The sequence below is a fragment of the Dyella sp. SG609 genome, from assembly GCF_012275375.1.
Lineage (GTDB): Bacteria > Pseudomonadota > Gammaproteobacteria > Xanthomonadales > Rhodanobacteraceae > Dyella_D > Dyella_D marensis.
This window is the reverse complement of the sequence record NZ_JAAZQJ010000001.1, coordinates 558425-577013: the sequence shown is the minus strand read 5'-3', so window position 1 is coordinate 577013 and position 18589 is coordinate 558425. Positions and strand designations below refer to the sequence as shown.

The 18589-nt window shown below is 67.5% G+C and carries 22 protein-coding genes; 10 read left to right on the top strand and 12 right to left on the bottom strand.

Translation table 11 applies throughout. The features are described from left to right. The first annotated feature begins 7 nt into the window (after positions 1-7). Positions 8-1378 (top strand): histidine-type phosphatase, encoded by a 1371-nt coding sequence (locus tag FHW85_RS02505; protein WP_168647206.1) that lies wholly within the window; start codon positions 8-10, stop codon positions 1376-1378. 92 nt (positions 1379-1470) lie between these two features. Here FHW85_RS02505 and FHW85_RS02500 read toward each other — a convergent pair whose 3' ends face one another. Together FHW85_RS02500 and FHW85_RS02495 are read right to left on the bottom strand one after the other, a co-directional pair. Beyond that, positions 1471-2397 (bottom strand): Dyp-type peroxidase, encoded by a 927-nt coding sequence (locus tag FHW85_RS02500; protein WP_168647205.1) that lies wholly within the window; start codon positions 2395-2397, stop codon positions 1471-1473. A 103-nt stretch (positions 2398-2500) separates the two neighbouring features. Then, on the bottom strand, positions 2501-2767 hold the full coding sequence (locus FHW85_RS02495; RefSeq protein WP_168647204.1) for a hypothetical protein: 267 nt from the start codon (positions 2765-2767) through the stop codon (positions 2501-2503). 195 nt (positions 2768-2962) lie between these two features. Between FHW85_RS02495 and FHW85_RS02490 the strand changes: the two genes are divergently transcribed. Continuing rightward, the gene (locus FHW85_RS02490; RefSeq protein WP_168647203.1) at positions 2963-3865 is read left to right on the top strand and encodes an RNA polymerase sigma-70 factor; all 903 of its coding nucleotides are present in this window, start codon (positions 2963-2965) and stop codon (positions 3863-3865) included. A gap of 232 nt (positions 3866-4097) precedes the next feature. Here FHW85_RS02490 and FHW85_RS02485 read toward each other — a convergent pair whose 3' ends face one another. The 3 genes from FHW85_RS02485 to FHW85_RS02475 all read right to left on the bottom strand — a co-directional run bounded on the left by FHW85_RS02485 (position 4098) and on the right by FHW85_RS02475 (position 5887). Then, positions 4098-4499 carry a cupin domain-containing protein gene (locus FHW85_RS02485; RefSeq protein WP_167256851.1) on the bottom strand — a complete coding sequence of 134 codons (402 nt, stop codon included), beginning with the start codon at positions 4497-4499 and terminating at the stop codon, positions 4098-4100. 20 nt (positions 4500-4519) lie between these two features. Then, positions 4520-4999 carry a carboxymuconolactone decarboxylase family protein gene (locus FHW85_RS02480; RefSeq protein ID WP_168647202.1) on the bottom strand — a complete coding sequence of 160 codons (480 nt, stop codon included), beginning with the start codon at positions 4997-4999 and terminating at the stop codon, positions 4520-4522. A gap of 123 nt (positions 5000-5122) precedes the next feature. After that, positions 5123-5887 (bottom strand): SDR family oxidoreductase, encoded by a 765-nt coding sequence (locus FHW85_RS02475; protein ID WP_168647201.1) that lies wholly within the window; start codon positions 5885-5887, stop codon positions 5123-5125. Positions 5888-6092: 205 nt separating this feature from the next. On the opposite strand from FHW85_RS02475, the gene FHW85_RS02470 reads away from it, so the two are divergent. From FHW85_RS02470 to FHW85_RS02455, 4 genes are all read left to right on the top strand, one after another. Beyond that, positions 6093-6665 (top strand): TMEM175 family protein, encoded by a 573-nt coding sequence (locus tag FHW85_RS02470; RefSeq protein ID WP_246866613.1) that lies wholly within the window; start codon positions 6093-6095, stop codon positions 6663-6665. 123 nt (positions 6666-6788) lie between these two features. Continuing rightward, positions 6789-7772 (top strand): LysR family transcriptional regulator, encoded by a 984-nt coding sequence (locus FHW85_RS02465; protein WP_168647199.1) that lies wholly within the window; start codon positions 6789-6791, stop codon positions 7770-7772. Positions 7773-8043: 271 nt separating this feature from the next. Then, positions 8044-8805 (top strand): SDR family oxidoreductase, encoded by a 762-nt coding sequence (locus FHW85_RS02460; RefSeq protein ID WP_168647198.1) that lies wholly within the window; start codon positions 8044-8046, stop codon positions 8803-8805. 23 nt (positions 8806-8828) lie between these two features. After that, complete coding sequence (locus FHW85_RS02455) at positions 8829-9320, top strand: Ohr family peroxiredoxin (protein ID WP_168647197.1); 492 nt, start codon at positions 8829-8831, stop codon at positions 9318-9320. A gap of 9 nt (positions 9321-9329) precedes the next feature. Here the strand turns inward: FHW85_RS02455 and FHW85_RS02450 are convergent, their stop codons facing one another. The 4 genes from FHW85_RS02450 to FHW85_RS02435 form a co-directional block, all read right to left on the bottom strand. Then, a complete protein-coding gene (locus FHW85_RS02450) occupies positions 9330-9614 on the bottom strand; it encodes a hypothetical protein (RefSeq protein WP_168647196.1) in 285 nt (94 codons plus the stop codon). Between the two features lie 98 nt (positions 9615-9712). Further along, positions 9713-10129 carry a hypothetical protein gene (locus FHW85_RS02445; protein WP_168647195.1) on the bottom strand — a complete coding sequence of 139 codons (417 nt, stop codon included), beginning with the start codon at positions 10127-10129 and terminating at the stop codon, positions 9713-9715. Between the two features lie 118 nt (positions 10130-10247). Then, complete coding sequence (locus FHW85_RS02440; protein ID WP_168647194.1) at positions 10248-10598, bottom strand: GIY-YIG nuclease family protein; 351 nt, start codon at positions 10596-10598, stop codon at positions 10248-10250. Then, on the bottom strand, positions 10598-10939 hold the full coding sequence (locus tag FHW85_RS02435; RefSeq protein WP_168647193.1) for a DUF2239 family protein: 342 nt from the start codon (positions 10937-10939) through the stop codon (positions 10598-10600). The genes FHW85_RS02440 and FHW85_RS02435 overlap by 1 nt, the downstream gene beginning before the upstream one ends. 230 nt (positions 10940-11169) lie before the next feature. On the opposite strand from FHW85_RS02435, the gene FHW85_RS02430 reads away from it, so the two are divergent. Together FHW85_RS02430 and FHW85_RS02425 are read left to right on the top strand one after the other, a co-directional pair. Then, the gene (locus FHW85_RS02430; protein WP_168647192.1) at positions 11170-12111 is read left to right on the top strand and encodes a bifunctional helix-turn-helix transcriptional regulator/GNAT family N-acetyltransferase; all 942 of its coding nucleotides are present in this window, start codon (positions 11170-11172) and stop codon (positions 12109-12111) included. A gap of 38 nt (positions 12112-12149) precedes the next feature. Continuing rightward, a complete protein-coding gene (locus FHW85_RS02425; protein WP_168647191.1) occupies positions 12150-12755 on the top strand; it encodes a DNA-3-methyladenine glycosylase I in 606 nt (201 codons plus the stop codon). Positions 12756-12882: 127 nt separating this feature from the next. Here the strand turns inward: FHW85_RS02425 and FHW85_RS02420 are convergent, their stop codons facing one another. Continuing rightward, entirely contained in the window at positions 12883-13677 is a 795-nt protein-coding gene (locus tag FHW85_RS02420; protein WP_168647190.1) for a MipA/OmpV family protein, read from the bottom strand. Positions 13678-13720: 43 nt separating this feature from the next. Then, positions 13721-14272, bottom strand: coding sequence for a (2Fe-2S)-binding protein (locus tag FHW85_RS02415; RefSeq protein ID WP_208399814.1), 552 nt, complete (start codon positions 14270-14272; stop codon positions 13721-13723). 138 nt (positions 14273-14410) lie between these two features. Between FHW85_RS02415 and FHW85_RS02410 the strand changes: the two genes are divergently transcribed. Together FHW85_RS02410 and FHW85_RS02405 are read left to right on the top strand one after the other, a co-directional pair. Next, a complete protein-coding gene (locus FHW85_RS02410) occupies positions 14411-15106 on the top strand; it encodes a response regulator transcription factor (protein ID WP_167256837.1) in 696 nt (231 codons plus the stop codon). Then, positions 15106-16566 (top strand): ATP-binding protein, encoded by a 1461-nt coding sequence (locus tag FHW85_RS02405; protein ID WP_168647189.1) that lies wholly within the window; start codon positions 15106-15108, stop codon positions 16564-16566. The genes FHW85_RS02410 and FHW85_RS02405 overlap by 1 nt, the downstream gene beginning before the upstream one ends. An 83-nt stretch (positions 16567-16649) precedes the next feature. Here FHW85_RS02405 and FHW85_RS02400 read toward each other — a convergent pair whose 3' ends face one another. Then, positions 16650-18203: an alpha-L-arabinofuranosidase C-terminal domain-containing protein gene (locus tag FHW85_RS02400; RefSeq protein ID WP_210427679.1), complete on the bottom strand. Its 1554-nt coding sequence runs from the start codon at positions 18201-18203 to the stop codon at positions 16650-16652. Positions 18204-18589: the final 386 nt, after the last annotated feature.

The following is an 18589-nucleotide window of genomic DNA, read 5'->3' as shown; positions in this document are numbered from 1 at the left end:
CGATGCCATGACGATGCAAATCGCGATCCACCGCCGGCTGCCCCATGTGGCGGCGTGGCTGCTGCTGGGCCTGGGCCTGGCGCTGATGTCCTCCCACGCTTCCGCCGCCACGGACAGCATGCAGCTGGAACGTGTGGTGCTGCTGTACCGCCACGGCGTGCGCACGCCGCTGCCCGGCGAGATCCAGCTCGACGAAGCCGGCGGCAAGCCATGGCCGCAGTGGAAGCAGGCGCCGAGCCAGCTCACACCGCATGGCATCGCCGGGGTGAAGCTGATGGGCGCCTATGACCGCCAGCGCCTCGCCGCGCTGGGGCTGTTCAAGCCACACGGTTGCCCGGCCGCGGAGCAGTTGTGGTTCTGGGCCAATACCGACCAGCGCACCATCGACAGCGCGGCGGCGCTGGCCGAAGGCTTCGCGCCCGGTTGCCATATCCCGGTGGGCCACCAGCCGCAGGGCAGCGAAGATCCGCTGTTCCATCCGATCGAGGCGAACACCACCGACTGGAACGAAGCGGATGCGGTGGCTTCGATCCAGAGCGCCACCGGCGGCCCGGACGCGCTGACCGCGCCGCATGCCGATGCGCTGGCGGCGATGGCGCAGGTAATGGGTTGCGGTGGCGCGCACGACCCGGCGTGGTGTTCGCCGGGCACATGGCACGGCAGCCTGGCGCTCGCGCCGGAAACGGGACACATGCGGCTGACCGGCCCGATCGCCACCACCTCGGGCACGGCCGAAGCGATCCTGATGGCGTATGCGGAAGGCCGGCCCTTGCCGGAAGTGGGCTGGGGCCGCACCGACGCGCAGCGGCTGCAGCAGCTGTCGCAGTTGCATGCGCTGCTGTTCGAGATCCATGCGCGGCCCAGCTATGTGGCGCAGCGTGTGGCTTCGTCGATGAGCGGGCGCCTGCTCGAACTGTTGCGCAACCCGCATGGGCCGCGGCTCAGCGTGCTGGTCGGCAGCGACAACAATATCGTCGCGCTGGCGGCCGTGCTGGGCGTGCATTTCCAGCTTGGCGGGTATGCGAAGGACGATCCGCCGATCGGCGGGGCGTTTGGGATCGAGGTATGGAAGGACAACAGTGGCAAACGTTACGCGCGCTTGCTGTATCAGGCGCAGAGCCTGGATGAGTTGCGTGGTTTGCAGGTGCTAGATGAGAAGATGCCACCCGCAACGTTGGCATTGGTGCCGCATGGGTGTGAAGCGGAGAAGCTTTGTCCGTTGGAGATCGTGGTGGCTGCGCTGGAGCGTGCGGCGGAGCATGTGCGCTCCAGCAAGGTGGCATGGACCACCGGCACACTGCTGTGGCCTTCATCCACCAAAAGCCTCCCAGGATTGGAATCCTTCTCCCTCCGGGAGAAGGTGCCGGCAGGCGGATGAGGGTTCGGGCGGAGCGGTGCACATCACTCTGCCGCTCCGCCCGTACCCTCACCCCAACCCCTCTCCCAGGGGGAGAGGGGCTCTATCGCGGCTTATTCGAGCCCGTCCAGAAAACTTGCCGTCGGCACGAAATACAGCGACCCCGTCACCGCCCTGCTCACATCCAGCAGGCGGTCGTAATTCCCCGCCGGCCGCCCCACGAACATGTTCACCAGCATCCGCTCGATCCGCGACGGCGAGCGCGCATAGCCGCAGAAATAGGTGCCGAACTCGCCCTTGCCCACCTCGCCGAACGGCATGTTGTCGCGCACTATGTCCAGCTCCTCGCCGTTCTCCTCGATCACGGTGAGCGCGTTGTGCGCGTAGCTGGGCTTGGTTTCATCGTCCAGCTCGATGTTCGAGGCCTTCCTGCGGCCGATGATCTTTTCCTGCTGCTCGACCGGGATCGCATCCCAGGCCTTCAGGTCGTGCAGGTACTTCTGCACGATCACGTAGCTGCCGCCGGCGAAGCCCGCGTCCTCGTCGCCGATGATGGTGGCGTCGAACGCCTCCTGGTTCACCGGGTTCTCGCTGCCGTCGACGAAGCCCAGCAGGTCGCGCGCGTCGAAATACTTGAAGCCGTGCACCTCGTCTTCCACCGCGGCGAATTCGCTCAGGCGCGACATGATCACCGTCGCCAGTTCGAAACACATGTCCATCCGGGTGGCACGGATATGAAACAGCAGGTCGCCGGGCGTGGACGGCGCATGGTGCGCGCCCCGGATCTCGCGGAACGGATGCAGCTCGGCCGGCCGGGGCTGGCCGAACAGGCGGTCCCACGCGGCGGAGCCGAATCCGGTGACGCAGGAGAGGCGGCGCTCCGGATCGCGGAAGCCGATCGAGCGCACCAGCGCGGACAGATCGGCGCACAATCCACGCACGGCCGCGTCGCCGCGCGGGTCGGGCTTGAGCGTCACCACCAGGAAGATCGCCGCCTGGGTCAGCGGGGCGGTCACCGCTTGCGTCATGACAGAAGACACATCGAATCCTTTGCTTGAATGGCCGGTCTTGCCGCGGCGCCGGGTTGCCGCGCCGCGAAAGTGCGGGAACATTGCGGCGCGGCCACGGACCTGTCAATTCGGCTCAGGGCTGCCAGTCCTTCATCCACGCGGCGAACAGCGCGAGCTGGTCCTGGTTCCAGCCGGGGCCGCCCGGCGGCATGCGCGGCTTCTCGCTGCCGTCCAGGCGCGCCAGCACGTGGCGCGCGTTGGCGTAGTCGGCGAACACGGCGTCGCCAGTTGGGTTGGCCATGTAGTCGTACTCGCGCAGATGGACGCCCATGCCGCCCATGCAGCGCGCGTCGCCGTCGGTGAACAGCGGGGCGATGTCTTTGGCGAAGGATACGGTCATGGCTTGCTCCCGGCAGGAATGAACGAGGGCGGCCAGCATGTCCACCGCCGCCGCGCCGCTGTAGGCCCGCGCGGGACGCCACCGTGTTTCCGCGCGGACACCAACCGGCGCCGTGCATCTGCGCCACAATGCAAGGTGGCGCAAACGATCGTCACGGGCGAGGGATCGCTCCCACGCAAGGGGTAAGCACAGCGCATGGCCACCAATGACCTCAACGCCGTCTTCCACGGCCTGCGCCCGCGCCTGCAAGGCATCGCCTACGGCATGCTCGGCAGCGTGGCCGATGCCGAGGACGTGGTGCAGGACGTGTGGCTGCGCTGGCATGCCGCCGAGCAATCGCGCATCGGGAACCTCGAAGCCTGGCTGGTCACCGCCACCGCCCGCACCGCCATCGACCGCCTGCGCGCGCTGAAGGCACGGCGCGAGCACTACGTCGGCATGTGGCTGCCCGAGCCGATGCTGACCGACGCCGCGGACACGCCGGAACAGCTGCAGGAGCGCTCCAGCGAGGTGTCGGTCGCCCTGCTCCTGCTGCTCGAACGCCTGTCGCCGGAGGCCCGCGCGGCCTTCCTGCTGCGCGAAGTGTTCGACGTGGGCTATCCCGAGATCGCCGGGATCATCGACAAGAACGAGGCCGGCGTGCGCCAGATCGTGCACCGCGCGAAGACGCAGCTGCAGGATGGGCGGCCGCGCTATGCGGTGTCCGCGGAATCGCACCTGCGCATCGTGCGGCGGTTCGCGCAGGCCATGGCCGAGGGCGAATTCAAGCTGCTCACGGCCTTGCTGGCCGACGACGCGGAGCTGATCGGCGACGGCGGCGGCAGGACCACTTCGCTGCCCCGGCCGATGCCTGGCGGCAAGCGGATCGCGCAGCTGCTGTATGCCGGCAAGCTGCGTTTCAAGGGCGAGCTGGGTATCGACGTGGTGGAGGTCAACGGACGGCTGGCGATCCTGCGCTCGATCGGCGGGAAGCTGGAGTCGGTGATGATGGTCGAGACGGATGGCGAGCGGGTCACCGATATGTTCGTGCAGCGCAATCCGGAGAAGCTGGTTGGCGTGGCGCAAAAGCTTGGCCTGGAACTGTGGACCCCACTTTAAACCGCCACCTGCCCCCTCTCCCCTCCGGGGAGAGGGTTGGGGTGAGGGGCCGGGCGGAGCGATGAGCCGAGGGTCGAGAAAAGCCGAAGAGCTTTTCTTCGCTGCGTAGAACGACCGTGGCAAGAGTGGCCCCTCATCCGGCTGCCGCCACCTTCCTCGCTCCTCAAAGCCGCGCACATCCATGTGCGCTCCCCGCGTGCTCCCCGACGGGGAGAAGGGTTCAATAGCAGCCTCAATGCACCGGCGTCAGCAGCGGCTTCCCCTGCTCTTTCAACAACAGCACCACGAACTTCGCCGGCTGCGTCTGGCTGGCATTGCGGCCGATGGTGTGCACATCGTTGGGCCCCTCATAGAAGGTATCCCCCGCCTTCAGCGTCACCGGCTTGCCGCCCTTCACGCCCATCACGATCGACCCTTCCAGCACATACACGAAGGCATGCGCATCGTGGCGATGCACCGGATCCACCGAGCCCGGCGGATAGTCCACGGTAATCATGGTGGCCTCCTTGCCGGGGTAGTCGCTCAACGCCTTGGTCATCAAGGTGGCCACGCTGGCATGCGGACCGGTTTCCTGCGCGCCGGCCGCACCGGCGGCCGACAGCAGCAGGGCCGCAAGGATTCTGGAAACGCTCATGCTGTTCTCCTCGTCAGTGATCAGGCCAGCCCGGCCTTGTCCAGGCCATAGGCCTTGTCGAACGCGCCCGGCTGCGGACGGAACGCCACGTTGATGCGGTTCCACGCATTGATCGCCATCACCAGGTAAGTCAGGTCGGTGATCTCTTTCTCCGAAAGCTGGGTGCGCACGCGCTCGTAGAGCTCGTCCGCCACACCCTCGCGCGGCAGCTCGGTCAACGCCTCGGTCCAGGCCAGCGCGGCGCGCTCGCGCGGCGAGAACAGCGTGGATTCGCGCCAGGCCGCCACGTGATACAGGCGCAGCGCGCGCTCGCCGTGCAAGGTCGCCTCCTTCACGTGCATGTCCAGGCAGAAGGTGCAGCCGTTGAGCTGCGAGGCGCGGATATTGACCAGGTCGTGGATCGCCGCCTCGATCGAGGCATGATTCAGGGCAAGGCTGAAATCGGCGAACTTCTTGAACAGCTCGGGCGACTGCTGCTGGTAGTTGAGGCGCTGGCTCATGGTCTTTCCTCGTGGGTGGTGGTGGAAGGCATTGCGTGGCCGGCGGAAGACTGGAACAGGCGACGAGCGGCCGGTAGGCGCGCGCGGCGGCTCACGCTGTTGCCTGCATGGCATCAATGCGCATCACCAGCTCGCGCCCCAGTATTCGGACTGCTCGATCCAGGCATCGAAGTCCATCGCGCACAGATGCGCATCGGTGCCGGGAAGCAGGGAATCGCTGGCCAGCCGCGCGCCGAAATAGGGCGCCAGCGGGTCGGCGACCACGTCGTACGGTGCTTCGATCTGGGTGAGAAAGCGCTGGATGATCTCGGACATCCGCTCGCGCTCCGGCCCCGCCATCTCGATCACGCCGTTGCGCGGCGGACGCACCGCCAGTTCCGCCAGGCAGGCGGCGACGTCCGCGGAAGCCACCGGCTGGATATACGCCGGCGCCAGGCGCAGCGCCTGGTCGTAGACGCTGACCTCGACGATATCCAGCAGGAATTCGAAGAACTGCGTGGCATGCAGCACGGTGAACGGCAGGCCGGACTCGCGGATGCGCTGCTCCTGGAAAGCCTTGCCGCGGAAGTAAGGACTGTCGCCGAGCCGCTCGGTGCCCACCACGGACAGCGAGACATGATGCTGCACGTCCGCCGCCGCTTCCGCCTCGAGCAGGTTGGCGATGGCGGCCTTGAAGAAATCGCACGGCGCCTCGCCGACGAGCACGGGCGAGTTGCTCACGTCGACCACGACTTCGGCGCCCTGCAGCGCCTGCGCCAGGCCTTTCCCGCTGACGATGTCGACACCGGTGGCGCGCGATGCCGCCGTCACCTCGTGCCCCTTGGCGCGCAGGCGGCGCACGACGTTGCGGCCGACCAGTCCGTTACCACCCACCACAACGATGTTCATGCGCTACCTCAACGGGCGATGGCCGATGTCCATGGGCGATCGAATGGCCGCAGCCAGGTTTTCGATGCTAGGCCCGCACCCGCAGCGCCAAAAGCCGCGGCGAGGGACATAGCGCGTTGCCGGAAGCGCACCAATGCGGCGCCGCGTTCCGGCCCACCATGCAGGCCTGGCGGAACGGCGGAGCGGTGCGATGGAAAAGGGGCGATTGGAAGCATTCACCGATGGCGTGATCGCGGTGGTGATCACCGTGATGGTGCTGGAGCTGCACGTGCCTTCGGCCGCGACCTGGACAGCGCTGCTGGAGGACGGCACGGTCTTCCTCAGCTACATCCTCAGCTTCATCTACGTGGGCATCTACTGGACCAACCATCACCATCTGTTCCAGCTGGTCCGCCGTGTCGACGGCAGCGTGCTGTGGGCGAACCTGTTCTTCCTGTTCTGCCTGTCGCTGTTTCCGTTCTCCACCGCCTGGCTCAACAAGGCGCAGCCCGCGCCGGCCGCGGTGCCGACGGTGTGCTACGGCATCACCCTGCTGCTGACCGCGCTGTCGTGGGGCCTGCTGGAGCGCAGGCTGATCGCGGCCAACGGCGGCGAGCACTCGGAGTTGCGCAAGGCGCTGGGCGCGGACCGCAAGACGCGGCTCTCGATCGCGATCCATCTGGCGGCCACCTCGCTGGCCTTGCGCAGCCCGGTGGCTTCCTGCGTGCTGTACGCGGTGGTGGCGGCGATGTGGTTCATCCCGGACCGGCGGATCGAGCAGCGCCTGGGCGGGATTTAGCCGAGACGGATTTTTTTCGCCGCCCGCGTCACAAACGCCCGGGCTCATACGACTAGGGGGCATGGACCGGCCGGCGCCTGCGCCGGCATCCGTCCGGCTCCCTATCGACGAGGCTATCCGCGCATGAGCTTGAACCTCCCGGACAAACCGCAGCACGAGGCCGACGCCCTGGCGTCCAGTTTTACCGCCAGCTATGCCGGCGTGGTCGCCTTTATTGCCGTCGCCGCCGAGGGCAGCTTCGCCCGCGCCGCCGACCGCCTGGGCGTGGGCCGCTCCGCGGTCAGCCGCAGCGTGCAGAAACTGGAAGCGCAGCTCGATGCGCGGCTGTTCCAGCGCACCACCCGCAACACCTCGCTGACCCGCGAAGGCGAGCTGTTCTTCCGCAACTGCCACCCCGGCGTGCAGCGGATCGTGCAGGCGCTGGAGGAAATGCGCGAGCTGCGCGAAGGCCCGCCGAAGGGGCAGCTGCGCATCAGCGCCACGGTGGGCTTCGGCCGCCGCGTGATCGCGCCGCTGCTGGCGGATTTCCGCGCACGCTATCCGGAGATCGCCATCGACCTGGTGCTGGACGACCGCCTGGCCGACTTCACCTCCGACCGCGTCGACGTGGCCTTCCGCGACGGGCAACTGGAAGACAGCCAGGTGATCGCCAAGCGGCTGGTGCCGATGCAGCTGCTGGTGTGCGCGGCGCCGTCGTACGTACAGGCGCATGGCCTGCCGCAAAATGTGGGCGAGCTGGACGCGCATGCCTGCATCCACTACCGCACGGTGGCGGGGCGGATCGCGGACTGGGAATTCAAGGTGGAGGGGCAGAAGCGCAGGCTGGTGCCGCCGTCGCGCTCGTCCTTCAACGATCTGGACCTGGTGCTGGAAAGCGTGCTGCGCGGCGAAGGGCTGGCGCAGCTGCCGGGCTACATGGTGAGCGACTACCTGCGCGAGGGACGGCTGGTGGCCTGCCTTGCGCAATACGCGCCGGACGACCGGGGGCATTACCTGTGCTATCTCAGCCGGCAGCAGCTGCCGACGCGGGTGCGGGTGTTTATCGACTACATGACGGAGGCGGTGCGGGGGTTGGAGTTGATGCATGTGAATGGGCTTGCCGCTTAGCTCGTCATTCCGGCGCAGGCCGGAATCCAGTAGCGAAGACCTGCGATTTTCGCGGCGGGACTTAAAAGCTGCTCTTTGGCGCTGTCACTCCATACAGCCCGTCGCTACTGGATTCCGGCCTGCGCCGGAATGACGAGCAAAGTGCGCGCCGCAGCGTCGATTGATGCCCCCAACGCAACACCATGCGCCCATCCCCGCGCCTACCGCCTCCCTGCCCCGCTGCCTAGCATCACCACGACGCGCATCCAGCGCCCCCCAGCGGAGATTCCCCATGAAAGTCGTGGTCATCGGCGGTACCGGCCTGATCGGCAGCAAGGTCGTGGCGCGCCTGCGCCAGCGCGGGCATGAAGCCATTGCCGCCTCGCCGGCTTCGGGCATCAACACGCTGACCGGCGAAGGCCTCGACGCGGCGCTGGCCGGCGCCGATATCGTGATCGACCTGGCCAACTCGCCCTCGTTCGAGGACCAGGCCGTGCTGGACTTCTTCCGCACCGCGGGCGGCAACCTCGCCGCCGCCGAGAAGAAGGCCGGCGTGCGGCACCACGTGGCGCTTTCCGTGGTCGGCACCGAGCGCCTCAAGGACAGCGGCTATATGCGCGCCAAGCTGGTGCAGGAGCAGATCATCCGCGACTGCGGCATCCCCTACACCATCGTCCACTCCACCCAGTTCTTCGAATTCCTCAGCGGCATCGTCAAAGCCGCGGCCAAGGGCAGGCAGGTGCATGTGTCGCCCGCGCTGATCCAGCCGATCGCCTCGGACGACGTGGCCGACGCCGTCACCGATTACGCGCTGGGCAAGCCGGTGAACGGCACGGTGGAAATCGCCGGCCCGGATGCGTTCGGCCTGTCGGCCCTGGTCGAGCGTTTTCTCACGCTTACCCACGATCCGCACGAAGTCCTGGCCGATGCCAGCGCGCCGTACTTCGGCGCCATCCTGCAGAAGGACTCGCTGCTGCCGGCTTCGGGCGCACGGATCGGCGCGGTGAATTTCCAGACCTGGTTCGACCGTTCCGAGTTCGCGCAGTCGGTATAAGCGCAGATGCCTGCGAGTTCCACGTGAGCCAGCCACAGCGCCCTTCCACTGCACTGCTCGACAAGTACCGCGGCGCGGATTTCCATCCGCTCTACACCGGTACCGTGCGCGTCACCGGCGGCGAGGCCGCGCATGCGCGTGCATCCGGCGTGGCCTGTTCCGACGACGGCAAGCTGGATGTGCGCCTGCGCATGCCGGCGGAACTCGGCGGCCAGGGCGAAGGCACCAATCCCGAGCAGCTGTTCGCCGCGGGCTATGCCGCCTGCTTCCACGGCGCGCTGGCCCTGCTGGCCGCGCGTGCGGGCGTGGCGATTCCGGATGCGGCGGTCACCGCCGCGGTCACCTTCGGCCGCGATCCGGTGGACGGCTTGTTCATGCTGATCGCGCGGGTGCGCATCGAGCTTCCCGGCGTGGCGCGCGCCACCGCCGAAGAACTGGTGCGCAACACCGAGCGCATCTGCCCCTACGCCAAGATGGCGCGCGAAGGCATCGACTGCGTGGTGTCGCTGGACTGAAGCCGCGGCTCAGCCGGCGGCGCGCACGGGACGCGGCGCGGGACCGTCCTCGCCGCCATCGTCGCAGCGATGCAGCGCCAGCAGGCGGCTGCCGCGGTAGGTGATGCGCAGCGGCACGGTCTTGCCGTTGCGCTCCATCTTCGCCGGCGCCAGCGCGGCACAGCCGGCTTCGAGCGGGGCGAGATAGCCCATCAGCATCAACCGCGCGGCGCGGCGCGTTTCCACCACTTTCAGACGGCCGGCATGGATATGCAGCAGCGTGTCGATGTCGGCCTGGTCCAGTTCGATGGACATCGCCATCCTCTTCTTCTTATGTACTGGTGCTTGCGGGAGGCGCAGGCTCGCACACGGATATGACACAACCGCGACGCGTATCACACTCCACACCGCCTTCACGCCGCCAGCTGGCGCAGGGCGATGCCCATGGCGATGCGATAACTGGTCGACAGATCGCCGTTGATCACGATGGTGGCCAGCGGCGCATGCCGCGCGGGGCCGGGCGGCGCCATGGCCGCGCCGCTGTCGTCGTGGATCTCGATATACGGCGAAGGCAAGGCATCCAGCGCTTCGCCCAGGCCGTCGGGTTGCGCGCGCACCTGTTCGGCCAGCTCGCCGGGATCGAGCACCACGAATTCGGTGTCGTCCGCGCGCAGCTCGCGGATGCGCCCGACCAGGTCCTTCACGCCCCCGCACTGGCATACCGCCAGCGTATGTCCCGCCGCCTGCACCGCGCGCTGCAGCGCGGCCACGAAATCGCCGCCGACGGCGTGTCCTTCCGCATGCGGGCCTTGGACGATCAGGATGCTCATAAGCGACGGACCTCGTTGGGGGAACCAGGCCATCTTGGCGCCGCTGCGGATAAAGGCTCCACCAAGCGCGGGTGGCTGCGCATAAATTCCGCGCATATTTTTTTTGCGGCGCATTGCGCTAGAGGTAGGAATCCTTCGATCCGGGCGGCACGCGCTCGCGCCATGCATCGAGCAGTGCCTCGCGCTCGGACGCGTAATCGAACGTGGGCTCGGCGCGCTCTTCCTGCGCCTGCACCACCTCGAACGCAAACGCCTCCTCGCCCAGCTCGCGCCAATCGCTCTGCAGCTGCGCGATACGGTGCATGCCCAGGCGCAGCTGGGTGCGGTGGCGGTTGAGCGCGCCGGTGGTGTTGGCGCTCTGCCCGATCAGCAGGCGGCCGCTGCGCAGGTTGCGGACGGCGTAGATGCCCATCGGCGGGAAAGCCAGCTTGTAGGCCTGCAGCAGGGCTTTGCGCCTGGCGCGGTCCATCACGCTGCTCCGAGCATGGCTTCGATGCGTGCGCGCACGTCGTCCGGCCAGGAAGCGATGCACAGGCGCAGGCGCGGGCGGTCGTCGGCGAACAGGGCACGCGCGGCTTCTTCGAACTGCGGGCGGTCGCCGCCGGCGTCGCGCATGTAGAAGTAGCAGTCCTCCTTGGCCGCGGCCTTGCGGTAGTGGCCGTCGGCGTCGCGGCTGGCGCGCTCCACCAGGCGGCGCAGGGTGGCCTGGGCGCTGATCGGCTGCGCGTCGAGCCAGGCCCAGTGGCGGTCGAATAAATGGATGTTGCGGCCACGCGCGGACGGGGGCGGCTGGTGAGTCGGGGATGGCATAGGGGGTTAATCCTTGGGGGGCTGGGGCGACATATATACCCGGGTTAATTAGCTCGGTCAATATATACCGGGCAAAATATCCGAGAGCCCCGGACGGTGGTGCCTCCCAGCCAAATTCCCCTGGATAGAAACAGCTTTATCAATGATTTGGACAGATTTCCTTCGATCCATGGCAACCCCCCCATAAAGTTGTATATTGCAACCAATAGCTGCCAAGGGGGCCGGCCACCATGAACGACCTGATCGACGACATCCGCGCCGCCTCCCGCCAGATGGCGCGCGAATGGGGCTTCCTGCGCCCCACCCTGGCCGGCACCACCTACTCGCCTTCCGCCGTGCACGCCATCGTCGAACTCGGCCGGCGCGGCACGCTGACCGCGGCCGACCTGGTCGAGGTGCTGGGCCTGGACAAGTCCAGCGTCAGCCGCCTGCTTACCAAGCTGACCGAGGCCGGCGAGATCACCGTGCTCGACAGCGCCGGCGACGCGCGCATCAAGCCGCTGGTACTCACCGAGAAGGGCCGGCGCACGCTGGCCGCCGTCGACGCCTTCGCGCGCAAGCAGGTGACCGCCGCCGCCTCGCACTTCGCACCGGCCCGGTTGGAAACGGTATGCGGCAGCCTCGTCGCGTATGCGCAAGCGCTGCGCGCGAATCGCCTCGGCGTGGCGCCGGTGCAGGAAGACATCCGCATAGAGACCGGCTACGCGCCCGGTGTGATCGGCGGCGTGGCCGCGCTGCATATGGCGTATTACGCGCCGGCGGTCGGCTTCGGCCAGGTGTTCGAAAGCCGCGTGGCGGCGGCGGTGGCCGACCTCACCTCGCGCCTGGACCGCCCCGGCAACCAGATCTGGCGCGCCATGCTCGGCGACACCCTGGTCGGTTCGGTCGCCATCGACGGCGAAAGCATGGGCCCGGGCATCGCCCATCTGCGCACCTTTATCGTCGACGGCCGCATGCAGGGCCGCGGCGTGGGCCGGCGCATGCTGGACGACGTGCTGCGCTATTGCGACGAGCAAGGCTTCCGCGAAATCCACCTGTGGACGGTGAAGGGCCTCGATGCCGCGCGCCACCTGTACGAGCGCGCCGGGTTCCATCTCGTCTCGGAAGCGCCCGGCGAGCAATGGGGCAAGCCGATGGTCGAGCAATATCTGGTCCGGCAACGGCCGCAGTGACATGATCGCCGGCAGCCTTCCCCAGGAAACCGCTGCCCATGAGCGACACCATCGCCGGCCCCGACGGCAAGCCGCGCTGCCGCTGGAGCGCGTCCGCGCCGGACTTCATGCATTACCACGACACCGAATGGGGTTTCCCTGTCGCGGACGATTTCCGCCTGTTCGAGAAGCTCAGCCTCGAAGGTTTCCAGTCCGGGCTGAGCTGGCGCACCATCCTGGCCAAGCGCGAGAATTTCCGCGCGGTATTCCACGGTTTCGATTACCACCGCGTGGCGCGCTTCACCGAGCGCGACGTGCAGCGGCTCTTGAAGAACGAAGGCATCATCCGCCACCGCGGCAAGATCGAGGCGGTGATCAACAACGCCCGCCATGCGGTGGAACTGGCGGAGCGCGAAGGCTCGCTGGCCGCCTACCTGTGGCGCTACGAGGCCGACCGCAAGCGCCCGGCGCCGACCCAGGCCATTGCCACTTCCGATGAGTCGGTGGCGCTGTCGAAAGCACTGAAGAAGCAGGGTTGGAAATTCGTCGGGCCCACCACGATGTACGCCTTCATGCAGGCGATGGGGCTGGTGGACGATCACGTGGAGACGTGCGCGATCCGGGCGAAGGTGGAGAAGGCGCGCAAGGCGTTCAAGCGGCCCTGATCCCGACAGCGCCCGGCGTAGGTTGGGGTGAGCCGCAGGCGAACCCCAACAACGCGATGCGTATCAACGTGCCGATGTTGGGGTTCGCCTGCGGCTCACCCCAACCTACGCTCAGCGAGGCGTAGCTTTAGAACCGGTAGAACGCATACGCCACATACGTGTTCTGCATCCGCTTCGCCACGATCGGACTATCCGACGCATCGCCCTGCAAACGCGCCGCGATCGCTCGCGCGCCCAGGGTCCAGCGCTCGCCGATCCGGTAATCCGCGCCCAGCGAAAACCGCACCGTTTCCACTCCCGACCCCGGCCGATACGCCGCATACCCCGAACGCAGGCTCTGCACATCGTCCACGCCATAGAACGTGCGATTGTGCTTGCCGTCGGCCCAGGTCACGCCCGGCCCCGCCACGAAACTGAGCTTGTCGTTCCAGCGGTACTTGCCTTCCAGGTCGAGCGACGCCGTCGTGCCCTGGTCCTTGCCGGCAACGTCGCTGGACACATTGCCCCGCACCGTCAACCAATCGTGCGTATAGCTGCCGAACAAAGTGACCCGCGCCGTGCGGTCGATATCGCCCATGCCATGCAGGCGCTTGCGGTCGTCCGACTCCTTGCGCGGCTGCACGAAGTCGTACGACAGCGACACGCCGGCGCGCCACTGCCCGTCCTGATGGAAATACATGCCCAGCCCCGCCGGCGAGCCGGAGCCCGGCGCACCGCCTAGAAAGAAACGGCCGTAGCTGGCGCTCACCATCGGCAGCAGCTGGCTGCGCCGCTCGGAACTGCCGGGATAGCGCGGCATGTCCAGCCCGCCGGCGCCGACCACCACATGCCAGCCATCGTCCGCCGCGAACGCGGCGCCGCTGCCGGACAGGAAGAAAACCAGGAACAAGGCACGGGCACGACCACGCGCACGGTGATGCATGGGGAACTCCAGTCGGGGGAAGTGAGGGATGGCTTGCGTGCGCTCACCAGGAGCGCAGGCGCTCCGCCAGCGAACGCACCGCACGCAGCACGTGCGGCCGCGCACCGCAGCCGCAGTCGAGGAACAGCGCGGCCTCGATCTCGGCGGTGCCCGGATCGGGGTTGTCCATCAGCAAGGCGGTGGCGGCCATGATCATGCCGGCCTGGCACGGGCACGGCGGCACGCCGCATTCGGCCCAGGCGCGCTGCACCGCATGCAGCTGGCCCGGCGGCAGGCCTTCGCGCGCGGCCAAGCCTTCGATGGTGACGATCTGCGCGCCCTGCACCACGTGCACCGGCACGCGGCAGGCGCGGGTCGGCCGGTCGTCGACGTGCACCGTGCAGGCGCTGCAGCGTCCGTTGGTGCAGGCGAAGCAGGCGCCGGTCAGGCCCAGGTCCTGGCGCAGCACGCGCAGCAAGGGAGTGTCCGGGTCCGCATTGATCGTGCGGGCCTGGCCGTTCACACTCAGGCGCATCGTGCAGCGTTCCGGCGCGGTTTCATCCGGAACGGCGGCGGGCGGCGCATCGATGGGCAGGCGGCTGGGTTGGGCGCTCATGGCATCGTCTCTTGTGCGGAGGGAGCCGGCCCCTTCCCTGTCCGCGTGCGGGGTGGAGCGGACCGTGCCGGATGTCTGGCAGTCTGGCCGTCCGGATTTAAGAATTCTTTAAAGCCGCGCGCCTAGGCTGCATGACTCATGACACGGCTGCAGCGCCACGAGGGGACCTTGCCGAACATCCTGCTAGTCGAAGACGACCGCATGCTGGCCGACGCCATCGCCGCGGCCCTGCGCCAGGACGGCTGGCACGTGGACTGCGCGCACGACGCCGCGGCCGCGCGCATCGCGCTTACCGACCATGCCTATACCGCCGCCCTGCTCGACCTGGGCCTGCCGCGCGGCTCGGGCCTGGACGTGCTGCGCGCCATGCGCGAGCGCTACGACACCACGCCGGCACTGATCATCACCGCGCGCGACCAGCTCGGCGACCGCATCCGCGGCCTCGACGCCGGCGCCGACGACTACCTGGTGAAACCCTTCCAGATCGACGAACTGCTGGCGCGCCTGCGCGCGGTGATCCGGCGCAGCGAAGGCCGCGTGGCGCCGGTGCTGAGCTGGAAAGGCATCGTGCTGGATCCGGCCCGGCGCACCGTCACCCGCCATGGCGAATCCGTGCGGCTGGCCGCGCACGAATACCGCACCCTGCTCGCGCTGATGGAGCGCCAGGGCCGCGCGGTGGCGCGCGATCTGCTGGAAGACCTGGTCTACGGCGGCCAGGGCGCGATCGAGAGCAACACCATCGCGGTATACGTGCACCAGCTGCGGCGCAAACTGGGCGAGGACGTGATCGCCACCGTGCACGGCTATGGCTACCGCCTGGGCGAGGAACGCTGATGGCCCTGCGCATGCGCTCGCTGCGGCGGCGCCTGTTCGTGGTGATGCTGGCGATCTTCGTGGTGGCCTGGGGCGTCACTCTCACCGTGCTGGGCGTGCGCTATTCGAAGGACCGCACCGGCCTGTGGGACAGCAGCCTGAGCGAGATCGCGCGCGAGATCCTGGTCTCGATGCCGGCCGACGTCAGCCGCCTCGACGGCAATGCCAACCTGCGCCTGCCCGAGCACAGCGCGCCGCCGCCGGAACGGCACGGCAAGCTCGGGCGCCTGATCTTCCAGGTCTGGATCAAGGACCGCCAGCACCTGGTGGTGCACTCGCTGGAACCGTTCCGCAAACCGCTGCAGCCGGATTTCGCCGACGGCTTCGCCACGCGCAGCATCGACGGCGAGGAATGGCGCATCTATGCCATCACCGATTCGCATGGCGAAGTGCAGGTGCAGGTCGGCAAGCCCACCGCGGACCTGGCCAACGACCTGCGCAAAGGGGTGCGCATCGGCCTGATCACCACCGCCCTGCTGGTGCTGGTGCTGGCGGTGGCGATCCAGCGCGTGCTGTTCTGGTCGCTGCGGCCGATCACGCGCATCCGCCAGGCCATCACCGCGCGCGACACGCTGGACCTCGCCCCGCTGCCCGACCACAACCTGCCCGACGAAGTGCAGCCGCTAGTCGAATCCTTCAACCGCATGCTGGCCCGGCTGGACCGCGCGATGCACAACGAGCGCCAGTTCCTGGCCGAAGCCGCGCACGAACTGCGCACGCCGCTGGCCGCCCTGCTCACCCACGCGCAGGTGGCGTTGCGTTCGCACAGCCTGGAAGAAGCGCAGGCGCCGCTGCGGCAGCTGGTCAAAGGGGTGGAGCGCAGCGCGCGCCTCTCGCAGCAGCTGCTGGATTCCGCGCGGCTGGATGCCGACCGCCCGAACAGCGAACGCGTGCCGGTGGAACTGGCCGACCTGGTGGCCATGCTGACGCGCGAGTTCGAGACCATCGCCGCCGCCAAGCAGCAGTCCATCGTGCTCGACACCTGCCCCAGCCCGATCGAGGGCGACGTCGACGAGCTGGGCATCCTGATCGGCAACCTGATCGACAATGCCTTGCGCTATACGCCGGCGGGCGGGCGGGTGGCGGTGAGTTGCCTGCGCGATGGCAACCGGGTGCGGTTGCAGGTGCAGGACAACGGGCCTGGCGTGGCGGAGGAAGACCGGCCGCGGATTTTCGACCGGTTTTATCGGGTGGCGGGGAGCAATGAGCGCGGCAGCGGGATCGGCTTGTCGCTGGTGGCGCGGATTGCGCAGTCGCATGGGGCGAGGATTGAGATTGGCGACGGCCTGGATGGCGTTGGCTTCGGCATCAGCGTGACATTCCCCGCCTGCGATCAAGGCAAGCCGAACCTCACACTCCCGTCATTCCGGCGCAGGCCGGAATCCAGTAGCGACGCGTTTGATGGAGGCGATGGCGCTTAAGGGCTTGCTCTTTAGTGCTTTCGCGAAAGCCGGACAGCGACGCTACTGGATCCCGGCCTGCGCCGGGATGACGAGTAGAGGCGTTACCGCAACTCCAAAGTCACGATGGCCTTCGCCGGCAGCGATACCGCAAGAACACCATCGCCACCGATCTTCGCCCCATCGAACCCCACCGGCTTCACCGCATCCGGCTTCTCGAAGCTGTTGATGGTGTTAATCGCCGGCGCCGTCAACACACGCCCGCTCACCTTCCCGACCTTCATCCCAGGCAAAGCCACCGCCACCCGCAACGCATGCTCCGGATCGGGATTGACCAGCGCCACGTGCACCGCTCCATCCGTCCCCCGCGCCGCGGTGACGAACAAGCCCGGCACCCGCGCGCCGCCATGCGCGTACTCACCCGCGCGCACCTCCACCGGCAACGACGTCGCCCCCTGGAACACCTGGTACAGGTCGAACACGTGATAGGTCGGGGTCAGCACCATGCGCCCCTTGCTGGTGAGGATCATCGCCTGCAGCACGTTCACCATCTGCGCGATATTGGCCATGCGCACGCGCTCGGCATGCGCGTGGAAGATGTCCAGCGTGATCGCCGCCACCATCGCGTCGCGCAGGCTGTTCTGCTGGTACAGCGCGGAGTCGCCGGGCTCGGTGTCGTACCAGGTACCCCATTCGTCCACCGCCAGGGCGATGCGCTTCGCCGGGTCGTACTTGTCCATGATGGCGCTATGGCGGGAGACCAGTTCGTCCATGCGCAGCGCGGCTTTCAAGGTGGCGATCCAGGCGTTCTCGTCGAACGCCACCGCCGAGCCTTTGTGCTTCCAGTCGCCGGTGGGCAGCGTGTAGTAGTGCACGCCGTAGGCGTCGATCTGCGACGCCGCGCCGGCCATCACGGCTTCGGTCCAGGCGTAGTCGTCGGCATTGGCGCCGCTGGCCACCTTGCGCAAGGCGGGACCGCTCATGGTGCGCGCAAAGGTGGCGTACTGGCGGTACTGGTCGGCGTAGTACGCGCCGCGCATGTTGCCGCCGCAGCCCCAGCTTTCGTTGCCGATGCCCAGGTAGGCGATCTGCCACGGCTTGTCGCGGCCGTTCGCGCGGCGCTCGCGGGCGAGATCGGTCTGCCCGTTGCCGGTCACGTATTCCAGCCAGTCGCTCATCTCGCGCGGCGAACCGGTGCCCATATTGGCGGCCAGATAGGTCTGCGCGCCCACCAGCTCGGCGAAATCCATGAACTCGTGCGTGCCGACGGCATTGTGCTCTTCGCCGCCCCACGAGTGATTGGGCCGCACGGCGCGCTTGTCGCGCGGGCCGATGCCGTCGCGCCAGTGGTATTCGTCGGCGAAGCAGCCGCCGGGCCAGCGGATCACCGGTACGTGGATGGCTTTCAATGCATCGACCACGTCCTTGCGGAAGCCGTGCACATTCGGAATCGACGAGTTCTCGCCTACCCACAATCCTTCATCGATACCGCGCCCGAGCTGCTCGGCGAACTGGCCGTAGATTTCGCGATGGATCACCGCGCCCGGACGATCCACATGCACCGTCACCTGCGCACTTGGCGCATCGGCAAATGCAACGCCAACCGCGCCGGACGACACGCAACACCCCAATACCACCACCCACGTGCGCAACCCCATCGCCTGCTCTCCCTCGTACCGGCGCGAATGCCAGCGCGCATCTTGGGCAAGAGCGGCTTGCGATTTCCGGGAATGGCGCTTGTGTTTTTTCCCAACGTGATATGGCGCACAAGCGCATTCCGCAGCCTGTGGCTGCGGGTGTCACGGAGTGACGTAACATGAACGGATCGCGTGTCACATGAGCGATACAGTGGCTTCACGCACGCTCACGCAAGTGACTGAAAGATCGTGCACTGGCTGCGTCAATGTAAGGCCGGCGACAGTCCTGCGCATGGATTGAATGCTTTGACTCGATCCATGTGATTCATGCTAACTAAAATTTCATCACTTGTAACGATGAGCAACTAGACTGCTCCCCGTCAGCGAAGCCCGGTGCGTTGTCTCCC

Bases quoted from the DNA above. Each gene is read 5' to 3' on its own strand.
- FHW85_RS02445 (WP_168647195.1), bottom strand. From the start codon at position 10,129: ATGAGCATCCTGATCGTCCAAGGCCCGCATGCGGAAGGACACGCCGTC.
- FHW85_RS02410 (WP_167256837.1), top strand. From the start codon at position 14,411: ATGACACGGCTGCAGCGCCACGAGGGGACCTTGCCGAACATCCTGCTA.
- FHW85_RS02490 (WP_168647203.1), top strand. From the start codon at position 2,963: ATGGCCACCAATGACCTCAACGCCGTCTTCCACGGCCTGCGCCCGCGC.
- FHW85_RS02475 (WP_168647201.1), bottom strand. From the start codon at position 5,887: ATGAACATCGTTGTGGTGGGTGGTAACGGACTGGTCGGCCGCAACGTC.
- FHW85_RS02415 (WP_208399814.1), bottom strand. From the start codon at position 14,272: ATGAGCGCCCAACCCAGCCGCCTGCCCATCGATGCGCCGCCCGCCGCC.
- FHW85_RS02450 (WP_168647196.1), bottom strand. From the start codon at position 9,614: ATGTCCATCGAACTGGACCAGGCCGACATCGACACGCTGCTGCATATC.
- FHW85_RS02425 (WP_168647191.1), top strand. From the start codon at position 12,150: ATGAGCGACACCATCGCCGGCCCCGACGGCAAGCCGCGCTGCCGCTGG.
- FHW85_RS02495 (WP_168647204.1), bottom strand. From the start codon at position 2,767: ATGACCGTATCCTTCGCCAAAGACATCGCCCCGCTGTTCACCGACGGC.
- FHW85_RS02440 (WP_168647194.1), bottom strand. From the start codon at position 10,598: ATGGACCGCGCCAGGCGCAAAGCCCTGCTGCAGGCCTACAAGCTGGCT.
- FHW85_RS02505 (WP_168647206.1), top strand. From the start codon at position 8: ATGACGATGCAAATCGCGATCCACCGCCGGCTGCCCCATGTGGCGGCG.
- FHW85_RS02480 (WP_168647202.1), bottom strand. From the start codon at position 4,999: ATGAGCCAGCGCCTCAACTACCAGCAGCAGTCGCCCGAGCTGTTCAAG.
- FHW85_RS02460 (WP_168647198.1), top strand. From the start codon at position 8,044: ATGAAAGTCGTGGTCATCGGCGGTACCGGCCTGATCGGCAGCAAGGTC.
- FHW85_RS02435 (WP_168647193.1), bottom strand. From the start codon at position 10,939: ATGCCATCCCCGACTCACCAGCCGCCCCCGTCCGCGCGTGGCCGCAAC.
- FHW85_RS02430 (WP_168647192.1), top strand. From the start codon at position 11,170: ATGAACGACCTGATCGACGACATCCGCGCCGCCTCCCGCCAGATGGCG.
- FHW85_RS02405 (WP_168647189.1), top strand. From the start codon at position 15,106: ATGGCCCTGCGCATGCGCTCGCTGCGGCGGCGCCTGTTCGTGGTGATG.
- FHW85_RS02485 (WP_167256851.1), bottom strand. From the start codon at position 4,499: ATGAGCGTTTCCAGAATCCTTGCGGCCCTGCTGCTGTCGGCCGCCGGT.
- FHW85_RS02420 (WP_168647190.1), bottom strand. From the start codon at position 13,677: ATGCATCACCGTGCGCGTGGTCGTGCCCGTGCCTTGTTCCTGGTTTTC.
- FHW85_RS02400 (WP_210427679.1), bottom strand. From the start codon at position 18,203: ATGGGGTTGCGCACGTGGGTGGTGGTATTGGGGTGTTGCGTGTCGTCC.
- FHW85_RS02465 (WP_168647199.1), top strand. From the start codon at position 6,789: ATGAGCTTGAACCTCCCGGACAAACCGCAGCACGAGGCCGACGCCCTG.